The sequence below is a fragment of the Actinoplanes sp. CA-142083 genome (assembly GCF_050942195.1).
Classification (GTDB): Bacteria; Actinomycetota; Actinomycetes; order Mycobacteriales; family Micromonosporaceae; genus Actinoplanes.
In genome coordinates, this window is the sequence record NZ_CP192076.1 from 4125113 (window position 1) to 4147128 (window position 22016).

The window sequence follows — 22016 nt, forward strand, 5'->3', positions numbered from 1 at the left end:
ACCGTTGCGCGCCATGGGTGTGTCGACGCGGCTCAAGAGCCGGTTTCGCAAGTTTCTGCAGCGTCCGGGCACGACGGTCGACCTGGCGCCGTTCCGCAAGCGGCTTCCGGCGATCGATGCTCGTGAGGAAGCGCTGCGCGAGCTCGACGACGAGGCGCTGACCGAGGCCGCCGGCGAGGCGAAGGACTTCACCGAGCTCTGCGCGATCGGCCGCGAGGCCGCGTGGCGGGCGCTCGAGCAGCGGCCGTACGACGTGCAGCTGCTCGGCGCGATGTCGCTGCTCTCCGGCAAGGTCGCCGAGATGGCCACCGGTGAGGGCAAGACGCTCACCGCCACGATCGCGGCGTACGGGCACGTCCGGCTCGGCAACGGCCCGGTGCACGTCCTGACCGTCAACGACTACCTGGCCCGCCGCGACGCCGAGTGGATGGAGCCGGTCTACAAGCTCCTCGGCCTCAGCGTCGGCTGGGTCACCGAGGCGTCCACGCCCGAGGAGCGCCGCGAGGCGTACCTGGCCGACGTCACCTACGTCTCGGTGAGCGAGGCCGGCTTCGACTACCTGCGCGACCAGCTGGTGACGGACGTGGAAGACCGCGTGCAGCGCGAGCTGGCCACCGCGATCGTCGACGAGGCCGACTCGATCCTCATCGACGAGGCCCGCGTCCCGATGGTGCTCGCCGGCTCGATCGCCAACGAGGCCGACCCGGTGCACGAGGCCGCCGAGCTGGTCCGCGACCTGCGCTCCGGCAAGGACTACGAGGTGGCCGACGACGGCCGCAGCGTGGCGTTCACCGACACCGGCCTCAAGAAGATCGAGGAGCAGCTCGGCGGCATCGACCTGTACGCGGACGACCAGGTCGAGCACCTCTCCGCGGTGAACGTGGCCCTGCACGCGCACGCCCTGCTGCACCGCGACATCGACTACATCGTCCGCAACGGCGGCGTCGAGCTGATCGACGAGATGCGCGGCCGGGTCGCCCAGCGCCGCCGCTGGCCGGACGGCCTGCAGGCCGCCGTGGAGGCCAAGGAGGGGCTGAGCGCCACCGCCGAGGGCGAGGTCCTCGACACGGTCACCGTGCAGGCCTACATCGCGCTCTACAAGACGGTCTGCGGCATGACCGCGACCGCCGTGCATGTCGGCGAGCAGCTGCGGGAGTACTTCAAGCTCGAGGTCGCGGTCATCCCGCCGAACACCGAGAACATCCGTGAGGACGACCCCGACCGCATCTACTCGGCGCACGACACCCGCGACGAGGCGCTGGTCGAGGAGATCAAGATCGCCCACGAGAAGGGCCGGCCGGTGCTGGTCGGCACCCTCGACGTGAAGGCGTCGGAGCTGCTCGCCAAGCAGCTGGCCGCGGCCGGCGTGCCGTCCAACGTGCTGAACGCCAAGAACGACGCCGAGGAGGCGGCCATCATCGCCGAGGCGGGCGCGCTCGGCGCGGTCACCGTCTCGACCCAGATGGCCGGCCGGGGCGTCGACATCCGCCTCGGCGGCAGCGACGAGGCCGACCGCGACGCCGTGGTCGAGCTGGGCGGGCTGTACGTGATCGGCGCCGGCCGCCACGACAGCCGCCGCGTCGACGACCAGCTGCGCGGCCGCGCCGGCCGGCAGGGCGACCCGGGCGGCTCGGTGTTCTTCGTCAGCCTGGAGGACGAGCTGGTGACCCGGCACGCCGGCGACATCCTGCCGGCCTCGCCGCGGATGGACATGGACGGCGTCGTCCACGACGACCAGGTGGAGTACGCGGTCGAGCACGCCCAGCGGGTCGCCGAGGGCGTCAACCACGAGATCCACCGCAACACCTGGAGGTACAGCGTCGTCATCGAGCAGCAGCGGGTGCAGCTGGCCGAGCGCCGCGAGCGGCTGCTCACCTCCGAGATCGCCGCGATCATGCTGCTTGAGCGCTCGCCGGAGAAGGCCAAGGAGACCGACGAGGATGTCCTCTCCGACGCGGCCCGGGCGATCGCGCTGTTCCACCTCGACCGGCTCTGGGCCGAGCACCTGGCCGAGCTGCAGGAGGTGCGCGAGGGCGTGCACCTGCGCGCGCTGGGCAAGCTCGACCCGCTCGACGAGTTCCACCGTGCGGCGGTCCCGGCCTTCCAGGACCTGCTGACCAAGGTGGAGTCGCGCACCATCGAGACGTTCGAGGAGACCGACCTCTCCGACGGCTGGGAGCCGGAGCGGGCCGAGATCGTGCGGCCCAGCGCCACCTGGACCTATCTGGTGCACGACAACCCGTTCGGCTCCGAGCTGGACCGGTTGATCGCGGCCGTGGGCCGCAGGCTGACCGGCGGAAACTGATCTTTTTAACGGGATCCCGTGTGGCGTGGAACACGCGCCACACGGGATTTTTGCTTCTCCAAAGAAATGTGATGTGTCTCTGGTCTCAAAAATTGCCCGAACACACCAATGCTTAAACAGACTGTCAGAAGCCGTTATCAGAATGCATTTCCCTGGGTCAAAGCCGATGTGGAACGATTTTCCCACAGTGTGGTTGCCGCCTTGACCGGGCGGCGACATAAGCGGAAATATTCTCCGCGAATTCACGGAGGGTGATCGGTCGTATACGGTTACCGACCACACCATTTCAGGGGGCTCTTTCACAATGCCGGTAAGCGCGCTGTCGCCTCGTGTCAACCGCCACGTAACCGGTCCGGGACGCGGCACCACCGGGCCGCGTCGTCCCGCCGACCCCGCATTGACCGTCACGGTCGCCATTCCCTTGACCACCGACGCGCTCACCCCGCAGGCCCACCGGCTGATCGAGGCGGTCCGCGAGCTCGTCGAGATCAGCCAGGGCACGATCACCGTCGAGCCGGCCGCCCCGGCCGCCGGCGAGCCTCAGGAGCCCGCCGGCGGGCCCGAGGTGCGGATGCTCACCGGCACCCGCCAGGTCCTCCTCGAGGGCCGGCCGCTGCCGCTCACCCGTCTCGAGTTCGACCTGCTGCTCTTCCTCGCCGAGCGTCCCCGCCGGGTCTTCACCCGCGGCCAGCTGCTGGCCGGCGTCTGGGGCTACGAGCACACCGGCGAGCGCACGGTCGACGTCCACGTCCGCCGCCTGCGGCTGAAGCTCGGCGGCAACCTCCCGATCGTCACGACCGTCTACGGGGTCGGCTACCGCCTCTCCGACGACGCCAACATTGTGGTCACGCCGCACGAGTAGCCTTTCCGGGCGTGCGCGTGCGTCCGGTGTCCGTCGAGGGTCTCGTCGAAGAGCTTGCCGACGAGCTGATCAGTCAGAAACCCGACAATTTTCTCAGGGTGGGCATCGACGGGCCGGACGCGGCCGGCCCCGGGGTCCTCGCGGACGCCCTGATCGGCCCGCTGCGGCTGCGCGGGCGCCCGGCCGTACGAGTGAACACGAATGACTTCCTCCGGCCCGCCTCGTTGCGCCTGGAGTTCGGCCGGGACAATCCGGACTCGTTCTACACCGGCTGGTTCGACGAGGCGGGGCTCGCCCGCGAGGTGCTCGACCGGGCCGGCCCGGGCGGCGACGGGCGCGTCCTGACCCGCCTCTGGAACCCGGAAACGGACCGGGCGGCCCGTGATCCTTACCACCCCTTGGGACCGGGAAGCATCGTTCTGGTCAGCGGCCCGCTGCTGCTGGGCGGCGGCCTGGCGTTCGATTTCGCGGTTCATCTCGAGATCTCGGCGGCCGCGCTGCGCCGCCGCACCCCCGCTGACCAGCAGTGGACCTTGCCGGCGTTCGAGCGGTACGCCGAGGAGGTGGCCCCCGCCACATTCGCCGACGTCGTGCTCCGGGTCGACGACGCGAAGCGTCCCGCCAGGGTCGAACAACGTTGGTGACGCGAGTCTGTGGCGGAGGCGACCACTGACAGTTATGCTCCGGTTACTTTTTTAGCGGGGACCCCAGTTTGGGATCTCCGGCGGCGGGTATCAGGCGGCACCACGGTGCGATGGTCCGCCCTCCGGGGGACTCGCCGGCAGGGGCAGAGGAAGGGCAGGGGGAGCGCATGCTCGTCAATGGAGCGGTGATCACGGGCAAGGGTGCCGCGAAATCGCGCACGACGGAGGAGGTCGAGCAGATCCGGGCCATCCTGCGCGGCCGGTTCGACGACGCGAACTCCGAGTACGAGGAGGCCCTCGCGGAGAACCACAAGCTCCGGCTGGTCGAGATCGGCGACGCCGCGGGCGACGACCAGGCCGACAGCGGGTCCAAGACGGCCGAGCGCGACGCTGCCACGTCGCTGCTGCGTACCCTGCTGGACCGGCGTACGCAGGCCGAGCACGCCATGCAGCGGCTCGACGACGGCAGCTACGGCAACTGCGAGGGGTGCCACAACCCGATCCCGGTGGAGCGCCTCGAGGTGTTCCCGTCCGCCACCACCTGTGTCAACTGCAAGCAGGTCCGCGAGCGCCGGGCCGGCTGACCGAGGGCAGACGACGGTCCGTCGCCGGCAGGCGGCGGACCTCGCGTTTCGGGGTTAGCGTGATCCCATGGGCGACATCGTCGTGGGAACGGCCTCCTGGACCGACCGGACGCTGCTGGCCTCGGGGTGGTACCCGGCGTCGGCCGACACGCCGGAGAAGCGGCTGGCCTACTACGCCAAGCAGTTCCCGATCGTCGAGGTCGACTCGACCTACTACGGGCCGCCGAGCGAGCAGACCACGAAGCTGTGGGCGCAGCGCACGCCGGACGACTTCACCTTCAACATCAAGGCGTTCAGCCTGCTCACCGGCCACCCGACCAAGGTGTCGGCGATCTACAAGGACCTGCGGCCCGAGACCGACAAGAAGAACGTCTATCCCGGCGATGTGCCGCCGCAGGCGTACGAGGAGATCTGGAGCCGTTTTCTGACGGCGCTGGACCCGCTCGCCCAGGCCGGGAAGCTCGGCGCCGTGCTCTTCCAGTTCCCGCCGTGGTTCGGGATCCGCCGGTCCAACAAGGACTTCATGGTCGAGGTGGCCGAGCGGTGCAAGCCGCTGCGGCCGGTGTTCGAGCTGCGCAACGCGTCGTGGTTCGAGGGCGCCAACCAGACCGAGACCTTCGAATTCCTGCGCGCGCACGAGCTGCCGTTCGTCTGCGTCGACATGCCGCAGGGCCACAAGTCCTCGGTGCCGCCCGTCGTCGCCGCCACGGCCGACCTGGCCGTCGTCCGGTTCCACGGCCATTCCGACAAGTGGACCAGCAAGGACATCCACGAGAAGTTCGGCTATGAGTACTCTTCCCAGGAATTAGCCGCCTGGAAGCCAAAGCTTCGCGATTTGTCGGAAAAAACCGGACAAGTGCATGTCTTTATGAACAACTGCTACTCGGACTACGCCCAGCGCAACGCCTCCACGCTCATCGATCTGCTGGACTCCGACTGACCTCGACGCCTCGGCGGCGGGCCATCGCGATCATGGTGGTGGCGTCGGTGACGGCCGCGCCGCCCGGGTCGTTGTTGAAATATACGTACGTCTCATCGCACTGTCCCGCGGCGTCGAGCCACTTGCGCAGCGCCGCCTTCCCGTAATGCGGCCATGGCTTGGCCCGGCCTTCGTGCATCCGGATGTACGCCCAGTCCGCCGTCTTCCACAGCGGACCCGTCGGCCGCCCCTTCCGGTCGGCCCAGCACAACGCCGCCCGGTGCTTCTCCAGCACCTTCCGCGTCTCGTCGGTGAACCAGCTCGGGTGCCGCGGCTCCACGACGACCTTCGTTTTCGCAGGGAAGCGCGTCAATGTCTCTTCGAGCAGTGCCGGATCGCCCTTGAGCGTCGGCGGCAGCTGGATCAACACCGGCCCGAGCTTTTCGCCGAGCCCCGCCGCCCTTTCCAGAAACCGCGCGACCGGCTCCGACGGCTCCCGCAACCGCTTCACGTGCGTCAGATACCGGCTCATCTTCACCGCCACCACGAAGTCGTCCGGCGTCCGCTCCCGCCACTGCTCGAACGTCTTGCGCTCCGGCAGCCGGTAGAACGCGTTGTTGACCTCCACCGTGCGGAAGCGCTCGGCGAAGTGCTCGAGCCACAGCCGCTGCGGCAGCTTCTCCGGATAGAGGCGGCCTTTCCAGTCCTTGTACTGCCACCCCGAGGTTCCGACCATCAACACATGTGACGAGTACCCCGGTTTTGCACGATCAACTCCGGGTATGCGGGGAGTCCACGAGATTGGAGCTTCCCATGTCACTCAGCGACGACGACATCACCTCGACCAGCTCGGCCGCGACCGAGGGCCCGGCCGACGGCGGCGCCAACCCGGCCGGCCACGACGGCGGCGCGGACGGCGGCGCGACCGGCGAAGGTCCCGCGGACGGTGGCGCCAACCCGAGCGGCCACGACGGCGGCGCGGACGGCGGCGCCTCGGGCGAGGGCCCGGCGGACGGCGGCGCCAACCCCGGCGGTCACGACGGTGGCGCCGACGGCCCTGCGGCCTGAGGGTCCGGCCATGACGATCGACGCGCCGGGCGGGTCCCGCCCGGCGCTCGCCCGGTGCGTCGCGATCGACCCCGGCAAGTTCGCGGCCGACCACTGGGGCTGCGCGCCGCTGCTCTCGCACACCGGCCCGTTCACCGACCTGCTCTCCGCGGACGCCGTCGACGAGCTGCTCAGCCGCCGCGGCCTGCGCACCCCGTTCCTGCGCATCGCCCAGCAGGGCAAGGTGCTGCCCACCGCCCGGTTCACCGGCGGCGGCGGGGCCGGCGCCGAGGTCGCCGACCAGGTGATTGACGACGAGGTCATGCGCCTGTACGCCGGGGGCGCGACCCTGGTCCTGCAGGGCCTGCACCGCATCTGGCCCCCGCTGATCGACTTCGCCCGCCGGCTGGGCACCGAGCTCAACCGCCCGCTGCAGGTCAACGCGTACCTGACGCCGCCCGGCAGCCAGGGCTTCAAGACCCACTACGACACTCACGACGTGTTCGTGCTGCAAGTCGACGGCGTCAAGCGCTGGCGCATCCACGAACCCGTGCTGGCCGACCCGCTGGAGCGCCAGCCGTGGGGCGGCCACGCCGACGAGGTGACCGAGACCGCCGAGGGCACGCCGGCCATGGACGTGGTGCTCGCCCCGGGCGACGCCCTCTACCTGCCGCGCGGCTGGCTGCACTCGGCCGAGGCCCAGGAGCGCCGCTCGCTGCACCTGACCATCGGCGTCCGCGCGCTGACCCGTTACGCCCTCGTCGAGGAGCTGCTCGCCATGGCCACCGCCGACGCCCGCCTGCGCGGCACCCTCCCGTTCGGCCTGGACGTGACCGACCCGGCCGCGATCGAGCCCGAGCTGACCGAGACCGTCGAGGCGCTGCGCGACTGGCTTGCCCGCGCCGAGCCGGCCGACGTCGCCGACCGGCTCGCCGGCCGGGACTGGCCGGCCGCGCGGCCCGCGCCGCTGAGCCCGCTCGCCCAGCTCGACTTCGCCGACGACCTGACCCCGTCGTCACTGGTCGCCGTCCGCGAGGGACTGCGCTGGCGGCTCGTCGAGGACGGCCCCGAGCACGTCGTGCTGCGGCTGGTGGGCCGCAGCCTGCGCCTGCCCGCCGCCTGCGCGCCGGCGCTGCATTTCCTGCTGGCGGGCGAGCCGGTGCGGGTCGGCGACCTGCCGCTCGACGGCGACGACGACCGCCTGGTCCTCACCCGGCGCCTGCTGCGCGAGGCCGTGTTGACGCCGGCCTAGATGCCGACCGCCGCGATGATCAGGCCGGCTGACACCAGGCCGGTCAGCAGCACCGTGGCCACCGTCGCCGCGTCCAGGCCGACGCTGCGGCGGTCGGCCACCTTCTTGGCCGACACCACCGCCAGCACCGGGCAGGCCAGCAGCACGACCAGCGCCACGACCGGCATCGCATCCCGCCAGGTGCCGGTCTGCTCGGTGCCGCCGATGCCGCGCAGCGCGAGGAACGCGCCCGCGCCCACCAGCCCGCCCGCCAGGCCGAAGAGCACGAACAGCGCCTTCACCCCGAAGTTGATCGGCTGCGGCGGCGCGATGTACTTCACCTTCGCCGCCACCTCCTCGAGGTAGTCGGCCGCGTCGCGGTCGCTGCGCTGCCGGGGGATGGCCGCCTGCGGCATCGTCCGCCCGTAGCGCTCGGCGCGCGGGCCGACCTTGTGCACGTAGTCGGCCCACAGCTGCAGCGCCCGCGCGTCGACCTGCTCCAGGTCGCGCTGGGTCCGCGAGACCTCCTCGGCCGCGGCGGCGAGGTTTTCGTCGGCTTCGCGCACCGCCTGGTCGGCCGCGGCGACACGGCCGTCGTGCCATCGCTCCGCCTCGGCGCGCAGGTCGGCGGCCTCCTCGTCCAGGGTGGTCAGCCGCCGCAGCACGCTGCGGTAGTCGGCGGTCTCGAAGTCGGCTGGCTGTACGTCGCTCATTGAGGCTTATTCACGACCTTCCTTGAGTCGCATTCCGCGCAAGCCCCTGCACATGGTCTCCACCGTCGTGAATAAGTCTCAATCATTGTCCGTAGGGGATGATCACCTCGGCGCCCCGATGCACCGAGCGGTCGAAATGCAGCGCCCGCCACGGCCGTGGGTACCAGACCGGCGCGGTGGCGCCAGGGTAGTACGGCGTGAGCTCGCTGCCATGGACGTCCAAAGCCACCCACGCGCCGATCGCGTCGGTCCGCGACGACGGCCCGCCCAGCGCGTCGCGCAGCAGGCCCGCGCCGCGCCACCAGCCGAGCACGTGGATGCGCCGCTCCGGGCCCTGCCGCAGGATCGTCCGCAGCTGGTCGGCCGCCGTCTTCCCGCCCGGCAGCGCGTCGGCGGCGTAGATCAGGATGAAATGCGGCCGGTCGCTGGGCCAGGTCGCGCTGGCCTCGTTGGCGGCGTCCTCGAGCAGCCAGTCGGCATCGTCCGCGAAGAACATGCGGGGGCTGTCGGGCAGCGAGTCGCGCAGCGCCTCGGCCGCCGGGCGGGCGTCCTGGTCGAGGCAGAGCAGCGAGAACGCGGCGCCGTCCGGCGGGAACTGGGCGGCCAGCGAGCGGGCGGCGGTGGCCAGCACCGCGCAGGCCTCCTCGGTGCGGGTGCCGAGGACGGCCAGGTTGCGGCCGGGGGCGCGGCGCAACACCGTACGGGCCGAGCGGGCCGCCACGTCGATCGTCTCGCCGAGCAGCACCACCGGCGCCTGACCCTCCGCATAGGTCAGTCGCCGGAAGTCGCGGCTCTCGGCCAGGCGCGGGCGCGCGTCACCGTCGAACAGCCGCGGCGGGCCCTGCTCGTCCGGGCGCATCCGCCACAGGCGGTGCTGCAGCGCGTTCCACCGCTCGCGGTCGCCGGCGGCCGGCACCCGCACGATCCGGTTGGCCTCGGCCGCGCCCGAGTCGGCGTTGACCACCGCGTGGTAGCGCTGCAGCGACTCGGCGGCCGTGTTCGTCTCGGCCAGGATGCGCCGGGCCCGGGGCAGCGCGATGCGCAGCGAGAACTGCGCGACCAGCGCCGGCCGGCCCCACAGCGCCTCGATGCCGGAGACGTCCTGGCTGGCCAGGATCAGGTGGATGCCCTGCGAGCGGCCCCGGCGGGCGAGGTCCTCGAGCAGGTCGACGGCCTCGGTCGCCACCGCGTCGCGCCCGGAGAGCAGCACCTGGAACTCGTCGACCACCGCCACGATCCGCGGCCACGAGCCCTCCGGATCCTCGGCGCGCAGCTCGGCCAGGTTGGTCACCTCGTACCGCTTCGCCGCGTCGGCCCGCCGGCGCAGCTCCTCGCTGAGGAAACGCAGCAGAGCCAGACCGAACTCACGGTCGGTGTTCACGTTGAGGCCGACCAGGCGCACGTGCGGCAGCCAGCTCGGGTCGCGCCGCCCCGGCGCGAACCGGGCGAACGACACGCCCTCCTTGAAGTCGAGCAGGTAGAACGCCAGCTCGGCGGGGGAGTAGCGGGCCGCGAGCGCACCCATCCAGGCGTAGATCAGGTTGGTCTTGCCGGTGCCCGACGGCCCGGCGATCAGCGCGTGTGGCGGGTAGTCGCTCAGCGTCACCGCGACCGGCACCCCGAGCGGGCTGTCACCGAGCGGAGCCGTCAACCCGGTCGCGGAGCTTTCCTTCCACAGCTCCGGCGGCAGCAGACTGTCGAGCGCGACGGGTGCCGGACCCGCTTCCACGGCCTCCGCGATCCGGCGACAGGCCGCTGCCACAACAGCTTGCGGAGGACCGGGATCCAGCCGTACGGGTAGAGCACCGGCGCTACTGATCCGCGCGTGATCGCCCTCGTTCGCCGTGATGAACTCGATCCCCGGGCCCTGCTGTACCGGCATCCCCTGGATGATCAGGTGGACGCCCGCCGCCGCACCCGTACGCAAGAGCCGTTGAAGTTGAGTTTGCTCTTGACGGCTCAGCTCGCCCGCGCCCAGCAGCACCGCGACGCGCCAGGGCTCGGGCCGCCGGTGGGTGGCCGCGGCCAGCTCCCGCAGCGAGGTGTACTCACCGGCCAGCACCGTCTCGTTGATCCGCCGGACGTTGTCGACCAGGTCGTTCAGCAGCGCGCCCAGACCGCCCGGACCGACGAAGGTCAGCACGCCGGCCGGGGCAAGCGTCGCGAACCGGGCCAGACCCCCGCCGAGGTGCTCCGGGTCGTACCCGGTGATGGTCAGCGCCCCCGGCGCGGCCGTGCCCAGCGCTCGCAACAGCAACCCGGCAACCACCTCGTCGCCGATGCGGCGATCGTCGCGATCGCCGCGCACCACGACGTGGCCGTGATCGAGCAGCGGCACCAGCGCCGGCACCGGCTCGGGATGCGGCAGCAACAACCGGCCCACCCGCAGCTCGGCCGCCTTGTCGAACGGCGTGGGCTGCCAGTCGTCCCACGGATCGCCGGCGGCGCCCGGAGCGGCCCGGTCGGCGGCGGACGCGGCGGCCTCGGCGAACGCGGCCAGATCCGTGCGATGCCGGTCGTCGATCTCGTGGACCCGCGCGTCGAGCGTCTCGGCCACCTTCTTGCGGCGGGCGATCGCGGCGGCCATCACCCGTTCGCGGCGGGTGATCGCGGCCGCGTACGCCTCCCGCGCCGCGGCCACGGCTTCCTCCGCCGCGCCGAGGGCATGCGAGAGCCCGGCCCGGATGTCCATCACCTGTTGTGCGGTCGACTCAGCCATGGGGAATCAACACGTTCTCATCGGGCGTCGGCGGCCTCGGGGCGGCGCAACGGGTCGGGGGCGTTCGGGTCGAGGGACGAGGCGTCGCGGCCCAGCCGGGCCAGGAGCACCCCGGTGAGCACGCTCGCCGTGACGGCGTTGTCGGCCGGATGGCCGGCGGGCCGGCCCTGCTCCTGCCGCACCGGCACCCGGCAGATGCGAGCCAGGAGCGTTTCGAGTACGGCTGGGGAGGTGCCCGGCAGCAGCGACCGCACCCGGCCGGCCGAGGCGCTGCGCAGGCGCTCGAAGTCGTCCGGCCGCGGCTCGTGGCCCAGCAGGTCGCCGGCGAGACGGTGCAGCACCGGCGACGTCATCGCCGACAGCGCCAGCCCGGTCGCCGCGTTCGCCGAGTGCAGGTCGCGGCCCACCTTGGCCTTGTCGCCGGCCCGCACCCCCGAGGCGACCCGGCGCAGCAGGTCGGCGGTGTCGCCGTCCGGTTCGGCCTTGTCATCGCCGCCCTTGGGCGCGGGCTCGCCGGTCAGCTGCGCGACGCGCTCCTGCCACCACGGGCCCAGCTTCTCGGACGGCGGCTTCTCGTCGCCACCCTCGGCCTTCACCTCGGGCCGCTGCTCCAACCCCGCCTTCCAATCGCGGTCGGGCGGGGCGGCGGCGTCGCCGGAGAGCCCGATCGCGGCGAGGTAGGCGGCGATGGCGTCCTGCGCGATCCGGATCGCGGCGGCGGCCCGCTCGGCGGCCTCGGTGGCGTTGCCCAGCTGCGGCACGCCCATCGGGTCCTGCGACGTCTCGCGGACCCACATGAGGATCTCGGTGGCGCCGCGCAGCTTTTCCATCGCCACCGTCACCAGCCCGGTGGGCAATTCGTCGGAGGTGGCGCGAAGCTGGGCGCCGAGATCCTGGATCAGCGACATCTCAGAGGTTGGCCGTGTAGGTCTGGGCCTGCTCGACCGCGAGCGAAGTCGCGCCGAGGACCTCCTCGAGAGACTGGTCTGCCTGGGACAGCGAGGCGTGCGCCGAGCTCACCGCGTCGTTGCCGCTGCCGTCGAGCGCCGCCGCGAGGCTCTGCTGGGCCTCGCCCAGCTTCTCCCGGGCCGCCTGGATCGCCGCCTGCCCCTCGCTGACCTGCTGGAGCGCGGCATCCACGGCCGCTTTGACCTCGGCGACACTGGCCACCCGTGCAGCCTCCTGCTGTGCGGAACCCGACTACTGCCGTCAGCCTACTGCCCCCTTCCTGCCCGACCGTCCCCGCTACCCCAATTGCGGATCAGTACGACCGTTTCCCGAAGCATCGGCTTCCCGGGTCCCGCGCCGGGCCGAGCTGTCCTTGATCCGACGGGAATGAACATGACTCACGGCGCGATCCGCCAACGGGCTGGCGCGTTCTGCCACTGCGCTTCGCTCGCGGCTTTCGTAGCGTCGATCCCATGACTTGGACTGTTCCACCGCAGGACGGCCGGGTGGCCGTGGTGACTGGCGCCAACGGCGGCCTCGGGCTGGCCGTCTCGACCGCGCTCGCCGGCGCCGGCGCCCACGTCGTCATGGCCGCCCGCGACCAGGCGAAGGCGCGCGCCGCCCGCGACCAGGTGCTCGCCGCGCATCCCGGCGCCTCCCTGGAGGTCGTCCCGCTCGACCTCGGCTCCCTCGACGCGGTCGCCCGGGCCGCCGCCGAGATCCGGGCCGCCCACCCGGCCGTCGACCTGCTGATCAACAACGCCGGCGTGATGGCGATGCCGTACCGGCAGACCGCCGACGGCTTCGAGTCCCAGTTCGGCATCAACCACCTCGGACACTGGGCGCTCACAGCCCACCTGCTGCCGGCCGTGCTGCGCGCTCCCGCCGCCCGCGTGGTGACCCTGACCAGCGGCGCCCAGCACATGGGCCGCGCCCGGTTCACCGACGGTAAGTACGGTCCGTGGCGCGCCTACGCCGACTCCAAGCTCGCCGACCGGTTCTTCGCCCAGGGCCTGGACCGCCAGTTCCGCGCGGCCGGCGTACCCGCGATGGCCCTAACCGCCCACCCCGGCCTCACCAACTCCGACCTGCAGTCCCACACGGTCGCCGAGGGCGGCGGCGGGCTGACCGGCCGCTTCTTCCTCTTCCTGACCCGCACCACGGGCATGACGGTCGAGGAGGGCGCCCTCTGCCCGCTGCGCGCCGCGACCGACCCGCGGGCCACCGGCGGCACCATGTACGGCCCGCGCTGGAGCTCCGCCGGCCCGCCCGTCCGCCGCCGCCTGATCCGCCCCGGCTCCGGCAAGGCGATCGCTACGCTGTGGACCGTGTCCCGCCGCCTCACCGGCCTCGACGTCGACGTGGCCCAGGCCCTGGCCGCCCCGCGCCCGTGACGTCCGGCAGCTTCGCGCTCAGCCCCGCGACCGGCGCCCTGCTGGCCGACCTCGGCGTGCCCACCGCGGCGGTCCTGCGCGCCGCCGGCCTGCCCGGCGATCTCTTCGTCGGGCAGCAGATCACATTGAGCCCCGCGCAGTTCTACCGGCTGTGGCGCGCCTTGGAAGACGTCTCCGGCGACCCCGCGATCGGCGCCGCGATGGCCGGCCGGATCAGCACCGAGACCTTCCAACCGCCGCTGTTCGCCGCGTTGTGCAGCCCCGACCTGCACCACGCGGCGGCACGCGTAGCGGTCCACAAACGACTGATCGGCCCCCTGACCCTCCACCTCGACCCCGGCGCGCACCCTCGGGTGTCGCAGGTCGACGGCACGCCGCTCGCCACCGGCTCCGACGGTCTGCGCCTGACCGTCGGCTGGCCGCGCGATCCGGCCCCGCCGCCCGGCTTCATCGCCTTCGAGCTGGCCTTCATGGTGGCGCTGGCCCGCCTGGGCACCCGCACCCGCGTCGTCCCGCTTCGCGTGGCGATGCCCGACCCGCCGCACGGGACGGCTTTCGATGCCTACCGCGACCTGCTCGGCGTGCCCGTCACCGAGGCTGCCGAGGCCACCGTGACCTTCAGCGCCCTCGACGCCCGCCGTCCCTTCCTTACCGCGAACGACGACATGTGGCGCGTCTTCGAGCCCGAACTGCGCCGCCGCCTGGCCGACCTCGACCGCGTCGAGTCCACGGCCGACCGCGTGCGGGCGGCACTGCTGGAGCTCCTGCCGGCCGGTGAGGCGAGCGCGGTGGCGGTGGCCCGGCGACTCGCGATGAGCGGCCGCACCCTCCAGCGGCGCCTGGCCGACGAGGGCACGACTTTCCAAGAGGTCCTGGACCGCACCCGGCTCGCCCTGGCCCGGCACTACCTGTCGCGGCCGGAGGTGACGGTCACCGAGGTGGCGTTCCTGCTCGGCTACGACGAGCCCAGCTCCTTCTACCGCGCCTTCCACCGCTGGTCCGGCACGACACCGCACCAGGCCCGGGCGGCCGCCGCGCTCTAGGCCGGGCGGTCACCGCCGGGCGGCACGACGCCACCAGGCGCCGCCGGGCGGCTATCGGCCTCGGGCGCCGGCGACCACTGCCATTGCGGCTACGGCAAGGAGGGCGGACAGCGGAGCGAAGGTGAAGCCGGCGCGGATGCTGTGGTCGGTCAGGGGGCCGGCGATGGCCGCGCCGGTGGCGCTGCCGACGGTGAAGGCGGTGAAGATCCAGGCGAAGGCCTCCACCGCCGTGCCGGGTGGGGCCAGGCGGTCGGCGGCCAGGAAGCCGGCCGTCAGCAGGGGCGGGAGGGCCAAGCCGCTCACGGCCAGCAGCAAAGCCATCGGCAGGGGCGCGGGGACCAGGAGCAACGGGACGTAGCCGAGGGCGAGGAGCAGGGCCAGGAAGGGGAGGCGGGAGAGGCCGCCGGGCTTGGCCCTGGTGTAGAGGAGGCCGCCGATCAGGGCGCCGGCGGCCTGGCAGGCCAGCATCCAGCCGGTGAGGCCGCGGTCGCCGGTGGACTCGGCGTAGCCGGTGAGGACGACCGGGATGCTGCCCACCGCGGCGCCGGTGCAGACGACGCCGAGGACCAGGGAGACCATGCGAGGTACGCGCATCGGGCCCAGCCAGTGGTGGTGGGAAGGCTGCCCGCGCCAGTGGCGGACCACCGGCGCGCGGACGAAGGCGGCCACGCCTCCCAGCTGGAGGACGGCGGCGGTGATCAGGCCCGCGGCGGGGCCGGCGGCGGCCACGGCGGCGATGGTGACCAGGGGGCCGACCACGAAGATGACCTCCTGGAGGGCGATGTCCAGGGCATATGCGGCGGTGACGTCGGAGGCGGCCACGAGGTCGGGCCAGAGGGCGCGCAGGCACGCCTCCAGGGGCGGGGTGCCCAGGCCGGCCAGCAGGGCGCCGGTCAGGAGCAGGGCGGGATGTCCCTGGCTGAGGGCGGCGACCAGGTAGCCGACGCCGGACAGCGACGCGGCGCCGTAGAGCACGGGTGGCTGGCGCCAGCGGTCGACCGAGCGGGCCAGCAGCGGGGCGCTGACGGCCATGCCGGCGGTGAAGACGGCGACGACGATGCCGGAGACGGCGAGGCTGACCGACTCGCGGGCGTAGAGGAGCAGGGCGAGCGGGGCGGCGGCGGTGGGAAGACGGCCCACCTGGCTGGCGATGAGGACCAGCGGCACCTGAGGGGCGCGCAGGACCGCGGAGGCTGCGGGCATGACGAGAGGACTCCCGGCTCGGAGAAGGAAGAAGGACAGCTAGGGAAGGGCCGGGAGCGGATCAGGGAGCGAAGTCGGCGCGATCGTGGTCGTTGCCGTAGAGCGGAAGGTCCGGCGTGACCCATCGCGCCAGCGCCAGCCGCGCCGCCGCCGAGGCCCGGCGGGACCAAGGGGGCTGGTGGCAGGTGATGCCGCGCGGGGGCTGGGACGCCGTGATTCCCGACACAGAGCGCACCGGGGACGGCGCGGGCGGGAGAAGCTGACGGGGCACGGCCGGCCGCCATGCGACGGGGGCGGCCGGGGCAGTCACCCCGACAGACTAACGCCGGGGCACGCTCGACGGGCCACGCACCTCGCCGCCCAGAGCCAGGACGCGGTCGCGTAAACCGCGGTCGGCCGTGACCACCACCGTTCTGCGGGTCGGTGCGAAATCCCGTACGAGATCGGCGATCTTGTCATCGCCGGAGCCGGAAGCGCGCTCCACCCGTACCCCGTTCTCGGCTTGCGGAATGTCCCGGGCCTTGCCCTCCACGACCAGGGTGACCTCCACCGGGCCCGGAAGGTCCGGCAAGCCGGCCGGCAGGACCGCCGCCAGGCCGTCGCGAAGGCGGATCGCCGCACCGGCGCGATCGTGCCACCACCCATCGGGTACGGATCCGACGACGTTGGCCCCGTCGACGATCACGAGCGGTACGGTCGTCATGAGAGTTGAGTCTCCCCTTGTCAAGTTTCCGTGAGATCTGGGAATCAATCTATGACGAAGGGCGCTGATAGGGGTCGTGCGGCGCGGGTAAACCCACCGCACACGAGCTAGGTAATCAGGAGAAGAAGACTTATGAGCATCGGACCGATCGGACCGGGTGGACCCGGAAATTGGGACGACCTGTTCGCGCGCTTCTTCGGAGCGGCCGAGCCGCGCCGGCAGCAGCGCATCGACATCACGAAGTACATGAGCGGAGACGCTCGTGAGGTGCTTTCCGCCGCCGCCCGTCGTGCAGCCGAGCTCGCCGACCCCGATCGTCTCGTGGCGGACCTGGACACCGACCACCTCCTCTGGGGCGCTCTCCAGCAGGAGCCGATGAAGCAGACCGTACGCCGCGCCGGCGCCGACCCCGACCAGTTGCTGGCCGCCCTGGGTCGCCCCGCGGGTGTGCGGGAGAACCCGCCGGAGCAGGTCGCGCTGACCCCGCAGGCCAAGCGGGCGCTGCTCGACAGCCTGCAGATCTCGCGGGCGCTGGGCTCCTCGTACGTCGGCCCGGAGCACATCCTGATGGCCCTCGGCCTGAACCCGGACTCGGCGGCCGGCCGGCTGCTGGCCGGCAAGCTGGACCCGCAGGCGCTGCAGCAGCAGGCCGGCGAGCCGCAGACCAGCGGTCCTGGCCGCAGCGGCTCGACCGGTGGCAGTGGCAAGACGCCGACGCTGGAGCAGTACGGCGTCGACCTCACCGAGCTGGCCCGCCGGGGCGAGATCGACCCGGTGATCGGCCGGGCCAACGAGATCGAGCAGGCCGTGGAGATCCTGTCGCGGCGCACCAAGAACAACCCGGTGCTGATCGGCGAGGCCGGCGTCGGCAAGACCGCCGTCGTCGAGGGCCTGGCCCAGCGCATCGTGGACGGTGACGTGCCGCTGACCCTGGAGGGCAAGCGGGTCATCCAGCTCGACCTGGCCGGCCTGGTGGCGGGCACCCGCTACCGCGGCGACTTCGAGGAGCGGCTGCGCAAGGTCATCGACGAGATCCAGAACGAGGGCGACGGCCTGATCGTCTTCCTCGACGAGATCCACACGCTGGTCGGCGCGGGCGGTGGCGGCGACGGTGGCGGCATGGACGCCTCCAACATGCTCAAGCCGGCCCTGGCGCGCGGACAGCTGCGGGTGGTCGGCGCGACCACGCTCGACGAGTACCGCAAGCACATCGAGAAGGACGCGGCGCTGGCCCGGCGCTTCCAGCCGGTGCTGGTCGGCGAGCCGAGCGTCGAGGACACCGTGGCGATCCTGCGCGGGCTGCGGGACAACTACGAGGCGCACCACCAGGTGCGGATCACCGACGAGGCGCTCGACGCCGCGGCGGAGCTGTCCGACCGCTACATCACCGACCGCTTCCTGCCGGACAAGGCGATCGACCTGATCGACCAGGCCGGCGCGCGGGTGCGGCTGCGGGTCAAGACCCCGTCGGCCGACACGCGCGAGGACGAGCGCCGGCTCGAGCAGCTCACCCGCGACCGCGACCAGGCGGTGGCGGCCGAGAACTACGAGAAGGCCACCCAGCTGCGCGACGAGATGAACGAGATCCGCGCGCGCCTGGAGCAGGCGCAGGCGCCGTCCGGGGACGGCGTGCCGCAGGTCACCGAGGCGGACATCGCCGAGGTGGTGAGCCGGGCCACCGGCATCCCGGTCGCTCAGCTCACCGAGGAGGAGCGGGAGCGCCTGCTGCGCCTCGAGGGGCACCTGCACGACCGGGTGGTCGGCCAGGACGACGCCGTCGAGGCGGTGTCCGAGGCGGTCCGCCGGTCGCGTGCCGGCCTGGGCGACCCGGACCGGCCCGTGGGCAGCTTCCTGTTCCTCGGCCCGACCGGCGTCGGCAAGACCGAGCTGGCGCGGTCGCTGGCGGAGGCGCTGTTCGGCGAGTCGGACCGGATGATCCGGCTGGACATGAGCGAGTTCCAGGAGCGGCACACCGTGTCGCGGCTGGTCGGCGCCCCGCCCGGATACGTCGGCTACGACGAGGCCGGGCAGCTGACCGAGGCGGTGCGGCGGCGTCCGTACAGCGTGGTCCTGCTCGACGAGATCGAGAAGGCCCACCCGGACGTCTTCAACATCCTGCTGCAGGTGCTCGACGACGGCCGGCTCACCGACAGCCAGGGCCGGACGGTGTCCTTCAAGAACACCGTGCTGATCATGACCAGCAACCTCGGCTCGGACATCATCAGCGGCACCCGGCGCAGCGTCGGCTTCGGCGCGGCGGACGCCAAGGCGTCGGCCGACGAGGAGCTGAAGGAGCGCCTGGACCGGCGGCTGCGCGAGCAGCTGCGGCCCGAGTTCATCAACCGGATCGACGAGATCATCATCTTCCGGCAGCTGGAGAACGAGCAGCTGCGGCAGATCACCGAGCTGATGCTGGGTGAGACCCGCCGCCGGCTTGCCAACCAGCAGATCGACCTGGAGATCAGCACCGAGGCGGTGGACTGGCTCGCGGAGAAGGGCTTCCAGCCCGAGTTCGGGGCGCGGCCGCTGCGCCGGACGATCCAGCGCGAGCTGGACAACCGGCTGTCGAAGCTGCTGCTCTCGTCCGACCTGAAGGCGGGTCAGACGGTGAAGGTGGACGTCGAGGACGGCAAGCTGGTGTTTGCGTAAGGATTTCTCAGAGGGCCCCGCTCAGCGTTCGCTGGGCGGGGCTCATCGTCTCCGGGGACAGGCCCAGGTGGGGGTAGTCGACCATCCACTCGACGTAGGGCGGGTTGCGCGCTACGACCTCCTGGTACGCCTCCTGGGCCATCTCCATCAGCTTGGGGGCGCTGCGGGCGGCGGGGGAGTCGGGGTGCCAGCCGAGCACGAGCCGCCAGCGCAGCGGCGCGCCGCGCATCGGGCGGTGGGTGAGGCTGGCCGGTGGGCGGAACGTCGGCTGGCAAAGGCCCAGCGCCAGCCCCGACTCGACCATGTCGACGCAGCCGCGCACGTCGGTCTCCAGCACCCGGCGCGGGGTGAAGCCGGCCCGGGCGCAGGCGGCCGCGAAGCACTCGGCGAAGCAGCCGTCGCCGGTGCTGCCCACCCACTGCTCGGTGGCCAGCTCGGCCAGGTCGACGTCGACGTCCTTGCCGGCCGGGTGGTCCTCGGGCATCAGCACGCAGACCGCGTCGACCGCGATCGTCTGCCAGACCAGGCCGTAGTCGGCCGACGGGATGGCGTCGCCGCAGACGCCGACCTGCGCGTAGTCGAGCTTGCCGGCGAGCACCATGTTGGCCAGCTCGTCGACGTAGTACGACGCGTGGGTGGTGATCTGGGCGTCGGGCTGGGCCATCGACAGCCGGTGGACCATGCCGCCGAGGACCGGGCCGCCGATGGCGCCGATCCGGTAGCGGCTCATGATCTCGGTGCCGGACGCGCCGGCCAGCCGCGCCGCCTCGTCCTGCAGGCCCTTCATGGCGGGCAGCAGCACGCGGGCGCGGGAGAGGACCAGCTCGCCGAGGGCGGTGGGGCGCGCGCCGCGGCGGTCGCGCTCGAACAGCGGGCCGCCGAGCGTACGCTCTATCCGCTGCAGCTGCGCGGTCAGAGCCGGCTGGGCGAGCCCGAGCTGCGACGCCGCCTTGGTCACGCTACCGGTCTCCGCGATGGCGACGACCACCTTAAGATGGCGCAGCTCCAGGTTCATAGCGTGACGTTAGGACCTTTAAGACATCGAAGGCTAGCCCTGCTGCCTGGTGAAAGATCCTACAGTTGTGACAAATCGGTAAACGAACCCGTCGGTAACGTCACAAATCGCTGAGGTACGTCGTACGGCGGGTGACCGCGTCACGAATTTTGTCGACCACCGCGACGGCCGGATCCACGATCTTGTTCCACGGCGGGGTGGACGGGGTGCCCGGATGGGGGCGGGTCGGCGCCGCTTCCTCGGCCGTCTCGATCCTGTTCCCGACCCGGATCAGGTCGTCGATCGACACCATCGACGCCAGGACGGGGAACAGCTCCTCGGCGTCGGCGGCGACATGACGCCGCACCTTCTCGGCGATGTCGGAGATCTCCCCACGCTGCATCTCGACCAGCAGCGCGTGGTCCTCGGCCAGTTCGCGGGCCACGAGGTCCTCGCCGCCGGGCACGGCGGCCTTGATGGCGGGGTAGAGGTACTGCTCCTCGGCCGACAAATGCCGCGAAAGCTCGGCGATCAGCACATCGGCCGCCCGGCGGTCGGCCGGGTCGGCGGCCAGCCGGTCGCACAGACCGAGCAGATCACGGTGCTGCTCACTGAGGACGTCGATGGCGTTACGGCCGGTGGTCTCGCCGCCGACCGGGGGAAGCGGAGGAAGATTCACTGACGACACGGCCCCGCCGGTACCCGGCCCGTCGATGTATCAAACACCTGGTAAGAAGGGCGGATGGAGACCACCGCCGCCGAGGAGGTCACCGGCATCTGCCGTGACCTGCTGCGCATCGACACCACCAACACCGGCGACCAGTCGACGACCGTCGGGGAGCGCGTCGCCGCCGAGTACGTGGCGGCGAAACTCGACGAGGCCGGCGTCGCCTACGAATTGCACGAGTCCGCGCCCCGCCGGGCCAACCTGGTCGCCCGGATCCCCGGCGCCGACCGCACCCGCGGCGCCCTGCTCGTGCACGGCCACCTCGACGTGGTCCCGGCCGACGCCCGCGAGTGGTCGGTCGCCCCGTTCTCCGGCGAGGAGAAGGACGGCTACCTGTGGGGCCGCGGCGCGATCGACATGAAGGACTTCGACGCGATGATCCTGGCCGTCGTGCGGGAGTGGCACCGCACCGGCTACGTGCCCCCGCGCGACGTCGTGCTGGCGTTCACGGCCGACGAGGAGGCCGGTATGACGTACGGCTCCGACTTCCTCGTCGAGAAGCACCGCGACCTGTTCGACGGGTGCACCGAGGCGATCGGCGAGGTCGGCGGGTACTCGTACACGGTTAATGATGATCTTCGTCTTTATCTGGTGCAGACGGCGGAGAAAGGTCTCGACTGGCTGCGCCTGCACGCCACCGGCCGGCCGGGGCACGGCTCGTTCATCCATGACGACAACGCCGTCACCAAGCTCGCCGAGGCCGTGGCCCGGATCGGCAACCACCGCTTCCCGGTGGTGGTCACCCCGACCGTCCGCGAGTTCCTGCTGCGGGTCGGCGACGCGCTGGGCATCGACATCGACCCGGAGGACCCCGAGGTCGCGATCGCCAAGCTCGGCCCGATCGCCAACCTGATCGGCGCCACGATCCGCAACACCGCCAACCCGACCCGCCTCGAGGCCGGGTACAAGGACAACGTCATCCCCGGCCGCGCCTCGGCCACCATCGACTGCCGCACCCTGCCCGGCCACGAGCAGGAGTTCCTGAAGGAGCTGCGCGAGGTGATCGGCCCCGACGTCGAGATCGAGCACAACCACCAGCAGCCGGCCGTCGAGACCGAGTTCGGCGGCGACCTGGTCGACGCGATGGGCGCGGCCCTGCGCGCCGAGGACCCGGGCGCCCGCACGGTGCCCTACCTCATGTCCGGCGGCACCGACGCCAAGGCCTTCTCCACCCTCGGGATCCGGTGCTTCGGCTTCGCGCCGCTGCGCCTGCCCCCGGATCTCAACTTCGCCGCGCTGTTCCACGGCATCGACGAGCGGGTTCCGGTGGAGGGACTAAAGTTCGGCGTGCGTGTGCTCGACCGACTCCTGCGAACCAGCTGATTCCCGGA

Annotated in this window: 21 protein-coding genes; 11 read left to right on the forward strand and 10 right to left on the reverse strand. The window is 71.9% G+C overall.

Features of this window, described 5'->3' with window-relative positions:
* Nucleotides 1-13 precede the first annotated feature (13 nt).
* The 5 genes from secA2 (at nucleotide 14) to ACQPZX_RS18865 (ending at nucleotide 5335) form a co-directional block, all read left to right on the forward strand.
* Complete coding sequence (gene secA2 / locus ACQPZX_RS18845; protein WP_433382385.1) at nucleotides 14-2305, forward strand: accessory Sec system translocase SecA2; 2292 nt, start codon at nucleotides 14-16, stop codon at nucleotides 2303-2305.
* 304 nt (nucleotides 2306-2609) lie between these two features.
* Complete coding sequence (locus ACQPZX_RS18850) at nucleotides 2610-3167, forward strand: winged helix-turn-helix domain-containing protein (protein ID WP_433382388.1); 558 nt, start codon at nucleotides 2610-2612, stop codon at nucleotides 3165-3167.
* Between the two features lie 11 nt (nucleotides 3168-3178).
* Complete coding sequence (locus ACQPZX_RS18855; protein WP_433382391.1) at nucleotides 3179-3811, forward strand: uridine kinase; 633 nt, start codon at nucleotides 3179-3181, stop codon at nucleotides 3809-3811.
* Between the two features lie 167 nt (nucleotides 3812-3978).
* Entirely contained in the window at nucleotides 3979-4395 is a 417-nt protein-coding gene (locus ACQPZX_RS18860; protein ID WP_433382394.1) for a TraR/DksA family transcriptional regulator, read from the forward strand.
* 67 nt (nucleotides 4396-4462) lie between these two features.
* The gene (locus tag ACQPZX_RS18865; RefSeq protein WP_433382397.1) at nucleotides 4463-5335 is read left to right on the forward strand and encodes a DUF72 domain-containing protein; all 873 of its coding nucleotides are present in this window, start codon (nucleotides 4463-4465) and stop codon (nucleotides 5333-5335) included.
* On the opposite strand, the gene ACQPZX_RS18870 is transcribed toward ACQPZX_RS18865, so the two are convergent.
* Nucleotides 5310-6050: a DUF72 domain-containing protein gene (locus ACQPZX_RS18870; RefSeq protein WP_433382400.1), complete on the reverse strand. Its 741-nt coding sequence runs from the start codon at nucleotides 6048-6050 to the stop codon at nucleotides 5310-5312. The two genes, ACQPZX_RS18865 and ACQPZX_RS18870, sit on opposite strands and share 26 nt — an antisense overlap.
* Nucleotides 6051-6127: 77 nt before the next feature.
* Here ACQPZX_RS18870 and ACQPZX_RS18875 point away from each other — a divergent pair, with 77 nt between their 5' ends.
* Both ACQPZX_RS18875 and ACQPZX_RS18880 read left to right on the forward strand, forming a co-directional pair.
* Complete coding sequence (locus ACQPZX_RS18875) at nucleotides 6128-6382, forward strand: BatC protein (RefSeq protein WP_433382403.1); 255 nt, start codon at nucleotides 6128-6130, stop codon at nucleotides 6380-6382.
* A gap of 10 nt (nucleotides 6383-6392) precedes the next feature.
* The gene (locus ACQPZX_RS18880) at nucleotides 6393-7613 is read left to right on the forward strand and encodes a cupin domain-containing protein (protein ID WP_433382406.1); all 1221 of its coding nucleotides are present in this window, start codon (nucleotides 6393-6395) and stop codon (nucleotides 7611-7613) included.
* Here ACQPZX_RS18880 and ACQPZX_RS18885 read toward each other — a convergent pair.
* The 4 genes from ACQPZX_RS18885 to ACQPZX_RS18900 form a co-directional block, all read right to left on the reverse strand.
* The gene (locus ACQPZX_RS18885; protein ID WP_433382409.1) at nucleotides 7610-8305 is read right to left on the reverse strand and encodes a hypothetical protein; all 696 of its coding nucleotides are present in this window, start codon (nucleotides 8303-8305) and stop codon (nucleotides 7610-7612) included. The two genes, ACQPZX_RS18880 and ACQPZX_RS18885, sit on opposite strands and share 4 nt — an antisense overlap.
* 82 nt (nucleotides 8306-8387) lie before the next feature.
* On the reverse strand, nucleotides 8388-11024 hold the full coding sequence (locus ACQPZX_RS18890) for an FtsK/SpoIIIE domain-containing protein (protein ID WP_433382412.1): 2637 nt from the start codon (nucleotides 11022-11024) through the stop codon (nucleotides 8388-8390).
* Between the two features lie 17 nt (nucleotides 11025-11041).
* The gene (locus tag ACQPZX_RS18895) at nucleotides 11042-11932 is read right to left on the reverse strand and encodes a hypothetical protein (RefSeq protein ID WP_433382415.1); all 891 of its coding nucleotides are present in this window, start codon (nucleotides 11930-11932) and stop codon (nucleotides 11042-11044) included.
* A 1-nt stretch (nucleotide 11933) separates the two neighbouring features.
* Nucleotides 11934-12194 (reverse strand): hypothetical protein, encoded by a 261-nt coding sequence (locus ACQPZX_RS18900; protein WP_396030406.1) that lies wholly within the window; start codon nucleotides 12192-12194, stop codon nucleotides 11934-11936.
* 251 nt (nucleotides 12195-12445) lie between these two features.
* Here ACQPZX_RS18900 and ACQPZX_RS18905 point away from each other — a divergent pair, with 251 nt between their 5' ends.
* Together ACQPZX_RS18905 and ACQPZX_RS18910 are read left to right on the forward strand one after the other, a co-directional pair.
* Nucleotides 12446-13366: an SDR family NAD(P)-dependent oxidoreductase gene (locus ACQPZX_RS18905; protein WP_433382418.1), complete on the forward strand. Its 921-nt coding sequence runs from the start codon at nucleotides 12446-12448 to the stop codon at nucleotides 13364-13366.
* Nucleotides 13363-14409, forward strand: coding sequence for an AraC family transcriptional regulator ligand-binding domain-containing protein (locus ACQPZX_RS18910; protein ID WP_433382421.1), 1047 nt, complete (start codon nucleotides 13363-13365; stop codon nucleotides 14407-14409). The genes ACQPZX_RS18905 and ACQPZX_RS18910 overlap by 4 nt, the downstream gene beginning before the upstream one ends.
* Before the next feature lie 51 nt (nucleotides 14410-14460).
* Here ACQPZX_RS18910 and ACQPZX_RS18915 read toward each other — a convergent pair whose 3' ends face one another.
* The 3 genes from ACQPZX_RS18915 to ACQPZX_RS18925 all read right to left on the reverse strand — a co-directional run bounded on the left by ACQPZX_RS18915 (nucleotide 14461) and on the right by ACQPZX_RS18925 (nucleotide 16315).
* Nucleotides 14461-15612 carry an MFS transporter gene (locus ACQPZX_RS18915; protein WP_433382424.1) on the reverse strand — a complete coding sequence of 384 codons (1152 nt, stop codon included), beginning with the start codon at nucleotides 15610-15612 and terminating at the stop codon, nucleotides 14461-14463.
* Between the two features lie 61 nt (nucleotides 15613-15673).
* Nucleotides 15674-15838, reverse strand: coding sequence for a hypothetical protein (locus ACQPZX_RS18920; protein ID WP_433382427.1), 165 nt, complete (start codon nucleotides 15836-15838; stop codon nucleotides 15674-15676).
* 93 nt (nucleotides 15839-15931) lie between these two features.
* The gene (locus ACQPZX_RS18925; RefSeq protein WP_433382430.1) at nucleotides 15932-16315 is read right to left on the reverse strand and encodes a hypothetical protein; all 384 of its coding nucleotides are present in this window, start codon (nucleotides 16313-16315) and stop codon (nucleotides 15932-15934) included.
* A gap of 132 nt (nucleotides 16316-16447) precedes the next feature.
* Here ACQPZX_RS18925 and ACQPZX_RS18930 point away from each other — a divergent pair, with 132 nt between their 5' ends.
* Complete coding sequence (locus ACQPZX_RS18930; protein ID WP_433382433.1) at nucleotides 16448-18964, forward strand: ATP-dependent Clp protease ATP-binding subunit; 2517 nt, start codon at nucleotides 16448-16450, stop codon at nucleotides 18962-18964.
* Nucleotides 18965-18971: 7 nt separating this feature from the next.
* Here the strand turns inward: ACQPZX_RS18930 and ACQPZX_RS18935 are convergent, their stop codons facing one another.
* Together ACQPZX_RS18935 and ACQPZX_RS18940 are read right to left on the reverse strand one after the other, a co-directional pair.
* Complete coding sequence (locus tag ACQPZX_RS18935; RefSeq protein ID WP_433382435.1) at nucleotides 18972-19979, reverse strand: LysR family transcriptional regulator; 1008 nt, start codon at nucleotides 19977-19979, stop codon at nucleotides 18972-18974.
* A 100-nt stretch (nucleotides 19980-20079) separates the two neighbouring features.
* Entirely contained in the window at nucleotides 20080-20637 is a 558-nt protein-coding gene (locus tag ACQPZX_RS18940; protein ID WP_433382438.1) for a hemerythrin domain-containing protein, read from the reverse strand.
* 63 nt (nucleotides 20638-20700) lie between these two features.
* Between ACQPZX_RS18940 and ACQPZX_RS18945 the strand changes: the two genes are divergently transcribed.
* Nucleotides 20701-22008, forward strand: coding sequence for a M20/M25/M40 family metallo-hydrolase (locus ACQPZX_RS18945; protein ID WP_433382440.1), 1308 nt, complete (start codon nucleotides 20701-20703; stop codon nucleotides 22006-22008).
* The last annotated feature ends 8 nt before the right edge of the window (nucleotides 22009-22016 follow it).

What these genes read in the sequence shown, in the direction of transcription:
- secA2 (WP_433382385.1), top strand. Translation starts at nt 14, where the DNA reads ATGGGTGTGTCGACGCGGCTCAAGAGCCGGTTTCGCAAGTTTCTGCAG.
- ACQPZX_RS18850 (WP_433382388.1), top strand. Translation starts at nt 2,610, where the DNA reads ATGCCGGTAAGCGCGCTGTCGCCTCGTGTCAACCGCCACGTAACCGGT.
- ACQPZX_RS18860 (WP_433382394.1), top strand. Translation starts at nt 3,979, where the DNA reads ATGCTCGTCAATGGAGCGGTGATCACGGGCAAGGGTGCCGCGAAATCG.
- ACQPZX_RS18865 (WP_433382397.1), top strand. Translation starts at nt 4,463, where the DNA reads ATGGGCGACATCGTCGTGGGAACGGCCTCCTGGACCGACCGGACGCTG.
- ACQPZX_RS18870 (WP_433382400.1), bottom strand. Translation starts at nt 6,050, where the DNA reads ATGGTCGGAACCTCGGGGTGGCAGTACAAGGACTGGAAAGGCCGCCTC.
- ACQPZX_RS18875 (WP_433382403.1), top strand. Translation starts at nt 6,128, where the DNA reads ATGTCACTCAGCGACGACGACATCACCTCGACCAGCTCGGCCGCGACC.
- ACQPZX_RS18880 (WP_433382406.1), top strand. Translation starts at nt 6,393, where the DNA reads ATGACGATCGACGCGCCGGGCGGGTCCCGCCCGGCGCTCGCCCGGTGC.
- ACQPZX_RS18885 (WP_433382409.1), bottom strand. Translation starts at nt 8,305, where the DNA reads ATGAGCGACGTACAGCCAGCCGACTTCGAGACCGCCGACTACCGCAGC.
- ACQPZX_RS18890 (WP_433382412.1), bottom strand. Translation starts at nt 11,024, where the DNA reads ATGGCTGAGTCGACCGCACAACAGGTGATGGACATCCGGGCCGGGCTC.
- ACQPZX_RS18895 (WP_433382415.1), bottom strand. Translation starts at nt 11,932, where the DNA reads ATGTCGCTGATCCAGGATCTCGGCGCCCAGCTTCGCGCCACCTCCGAC.
- ACQPZX_RS18905 (WP_433382418.1), top strand. Translation starts at nt 12,446, where the DNA reads ATGACTTGGACTGTTCCACCGCAGGACGGCCGGGTGGCCGTGGTGACT.
- ACQPZX_RS18915 (WP_433382424.1), bottom strand. Translation starts at nt 15,612, where the DNA reads ATGCCCGCAGCCTCCGCGGTCCTGCGCGCCCCTCAGGTGCCGCTGGTC.
- ACQPZX_RS18925 (WP_433382430.1), bottom strand. Translation starts at nt 16,315, where the DNA reads ATGACGACCGTACCGCTCGTGATCGTCGACGGGGCCAACGTCGTCGGA.
- ACQPZX_RS18930 (WP_433382433.1), top strand. Translation starts at nt 16,448, where the DNA reads ATGAGCATCGGACCGATCGGACCGGGTGGACCCGGAAATTGGGACGAC.
- ACQPZX_RS18935 (WP_433382435.1), bottom strand. Translation starts at nt 19,979, where the DNA reads ATGAACCTGGAGCTGCGCCATCTTAAGGTGGTCGTCGCCATCGCGGAG.
- ACQPZX_RS18945 (WP_433382440.1), top strand. Translation starts at nt 20,701, where the DNA reads ATGGAGACCACCGCCGCCGAGGAGGTCACCGGCATCTGCCGTGACCTG.